Origin of the sequence: Mammaliicoccus stepanovicii, assembly GCF_002902525.1 — a bacterium.
GTDB lineage: Bacteria > Bacillota > Bacilli > Staphylococcales > Staphylococcaceae > Mammaliicoccus > Mammaliicoccus stepanovicii.
Window position 1 is genome coordinate 3,574 of record NZ_PPQZ01000122.1, and the last position, 3,237, is coordinate 6,810.

4 protein-coding genes are annotated in these 3,237 nt (G+C 26.5%); all 4 read right to left on the reverse strand.

What is annotated here, in order from left to right:
- The coding region (locus CD111_RS12135; RefSeq protein WP_103268518.1) for a DUF418 domain-containing protein at positions 1–998 on the reverse strand (998 nt) is incomplete at its 3' end.
- A gap of 183 nt (positions 999–1,181) precedes the next feature.
- Positions 1,182–1,496 carry an SPIN family peroxidase inhibitor gene (spn, locus tag CD111_RS12140; protein WP_095088201.1) on the reverse strand — a complete coding sequence of 105 codons (315 nt, stop codon included), beginning with the start codon at positions 1,494–1,496 and terminating at the stop codon, positions 1,182–1,184.
- Between the two features lie 211 nt (positions 1,497–1,707).
- A complete protein-coding gene (locus tag CD111_RS12145; RefSeq protein ID WP_095088202.1) occupies positions 1,708–1,944 on the reverse strand; it encodes a hypothetical protein in 237 nt (78 codons plus the stop codon).
- Between the two features lie 140 nt (positions 1,945–2,084).
- Positions 2,085–3,071 (reverse strand): phosphatidylinositol-specific phospholipase C, encoded by a 987-nt coding sequence (locus CD111_RS12150; protein WP_095088204.1) that lies wholly within the window; start codon positions 3,069–3,071, stop codon positions 2,085–2,087.
- Between the last annotated feature and the right edge of the window lie 166 nt (positions 3,072–3,237).

Genomic DNA, 3,237 nt, shown 5'->3' on the forward strand with positions numbered 1-3,237 from the left:
AACTTCTTCTTATATGTACCTAATCTCCAAATATATTCTAATGGTCCAAATTTAAACAATTTAAGCCATATATAAGTAAATATAAATTGTATGATGTAGATACAAATACAAATGTATAAAGTACTTGTGTGTTTTATTAAACTTGCATTGAACAATAAGATGATTACCCACATTAACAATGTTTGACCGATATAATTTGTTAATGCCATTCTTCCATAATATCTTAAAGGACTTAATATTATCCTAAATACGTTTATTCTTAAGATGAGTAATAAAACTGTGACATAAAATAATGAAATAAACGGACTTGTAACAATGATAGTATGGTTGTAAAGTTCTTTCGCTTGTATATATTGTTCATTCACTTTATTACTTGTCGACTCTAAAAATGTATAACTTGGAAATACATAGTTTTTACTTAAAAAGTACCAACAGATTCCAGACAAAACTCCAGAAATGATAGATAAGCAAATCAGTACTTTCAATTTAATATGTTCAAATATATTAAATTGTCCAGCAGTCAACCCTAATATAAAGTAAGGAACTGGAAGTAATGTTTTATTACCAATGTAAAGGGATACGCCTAGTAATATCAATCCAAGTATAAGATTTAAATATCTATTTAAATAATAGCAAGGTATTAAGATTAGTCCAATAATTGCGTAAAATAATAATGCTTCCCCTGGATGTAAAAATTGATGAATTATCCCGAAAATTGCTAAGATAAATAATCTCCTCAAGAAAACAATTGTACTATTCAAATCTTTAGATTTAGCATTTCTAATAAAAATAAAGAAACCTACACCAAATAAGAAAGAGAAAATCGCAAAAAATTTACTTTCTACAAAAAAGTCAATATACCTTAAATAATGTGCTTGTTCAATATTCGTAGGAGCTGGTATGGTAAATAACGCAATGATATTAGTTAATAAAATACCTAGCAATGCAAATCCTCTTATATAATCTAACTCTAATATTCTTTTATTTTTTATTTCCATAATATGCTCTCCTCAATAATATTATCTGTAACCCTATATAATATTACCAAGATAAATGGAAACTACAACGAACATTATTGTCACATCATTGTTACATTAAATTTAAGGTTTTAGCCTTATACTACATATGTATTTTAAAAAGCCACACTTGAATACACAAGTGTGGCTTGATACAACCATATACTATTTAATTAAGTGTTTATATTTAGAAATGTCTAACCCATCTTTTTCTGCCTTCTTCACAATATCACTAACACTATATAGGCCTTGATCTGCAAAATATTTTTGAAGTTTTTGTTTAGTGAAATCACTTGTATTTTCATCTAATAAAGTATCTACATAGCTTAATTCATGATCTAACAAAAGTGAATCATCATGTAAAATGATACCGTTTTGAGAATATGTTTTAGCATTCGCTTCTTCAGCAGTACCTGTTAAAACACCTATAGATAACACACCTGTTGCAACTGTTGCCATTAAAATATTACTTACTTTCATTTTAATCATCTCCTTGTATAATGTATTTTAATATTATCATGAAAAAAGTAATAAAATAGAAAAATTAACTACAATTAATAATAGTTAATGGTTATTTAATAAATTAAGTAATAGTCCGTTCATATCGTATGAGGAAGAAATTAATTTTACTTATAATCTCCTTCAACAAAAAAGGTTAACCGTAATAGCAGTTAACCTTTTTATACAACCTTTATACAAGTAAGAATTCACCTACACTTAACATAAATAGCATTAAACAGACTATAGTGAAAAGTATATTCAATAAATGTTTTGTTCTAATTAAACTCATAATACTAACTATTAAACCAATAAAGCTTACTATTAAAGTAGCATAGAAGAAGAAAGTTGGAAAACTAGTTAGATTAATAAGTAAGAATAATATTATTGTAAGTATAGTTAATGTCATTGGTAAATATATTTTTTTCATTTTATGCACCTCCAGATTAATTATAATATAACTTTATTTATATTACACATATCTGTCAAGTTGAAAAAACTTATTCTATTTTAAGAATATTATGAATTACAATATCAACTATTTTTTGTTCAATAATCATTCAAGTCTTTTTAATTATTACTGTTTATAACTTCATTGACTATGTCGTCATATCCTGACCATTTATATCCAGCATAATCTACAATAACCCATCCAGTTCTTGATTTACCATTTTCCTTTATTGTTTTAGCTATTTCAGGATTTATATGTGAAGCATAAGCGTAAATGCTATTAAACGCTGTTCCACCTGATGATACACTTAAGAAATTAAGATATAAACTATTCTCTCTATTGTCTGATTTACTTTTATTTAATAAATTTTTAACTGCTGAAACTTTATCATCATAATAATCTTTATATTCATCTTGTACATTTAAATGTATATTATTGTTACTTATATCTGTTTCAAAAGTTGAATTATCAGGCCAACGTATACCAGAAGTATCTGCCCCATAACCACTTTTAATATACGTACCACCCATTCTATTGAGAAGTACAATTTTCCCTTTAGTTTCTTTTAAAGTTGGATTACTATTATTACCTTTATAAAAAAGATTTTCATATTGAGGGTTATTAAAATACTTCTCACGGAAAATTTCTTCAAATGATTTAGTAACACTTTCATCATCTTTGTGATCTTTCTTAATGGACATGACAATTGTTTCATTTGGATATGCACCTAAATAATGATTAGCATCGTTTAAGAAGCTTCCTAATTCATGATGTAAATAAACGACACCGTGGTGTATGGATATTGAATCATTTGAAGATGCTCGACCTCTAATATCAAAAAACCTTACACCTTCTTTCATTTGTAAAAGATAATTTTTATCTTGGGTTTTTGCCCAAACTGATTTTGTAGGATCTGATAACGTGAATGAACCACTATCATGAGTACCAGGTATGTTGATTTGAGTAAGATGTTTATTCTCATCAATTTTACTCATCCAGTTTTCAGGACTAGCACTAAGTGGCTCCTGAGCATATGCAGATTGATTATAACTGTTAACTACTAATAATATTGTAAGAAAAACTAGAATTTTGTAACAAGTTTTCATGTTGTTCTCTCCTTTGTTGTTTTTAATATTAAATGTGAAATAAAACTTTAATACTTTGATAAATCCTAATTTTTTAATGCTGAAAAATAACTAACCACTTATATTGATTATTACATAAATCAAGTCAGATATTATATACACCTCCTACATTTACATTATATACCAA

Excerpts from the sequence above, each read along its gene's own strand:
- spn (WP_095088201.1), bottom strand. The coding sequence starts at position 1,496 with ATGAAAGTAAGTAATATTTTAATGGCAACAGTTGCAACAGGTGTGTTA.
- CD111_RS12145 (WP_095088202.1), bottom strand. The coding sequence starts at position 1,944 with ATGAAAAAAATATATTTACCAATGACATTAACTATACTTACAATAATA.
- CD111_RS12150 (WP_095088204.1), bottom strand. The coding sequence starts at position 3,071 with ATGAAAACTTGTTACAAAATTCTAGTTTTTCTTACAATATTATTAGTA.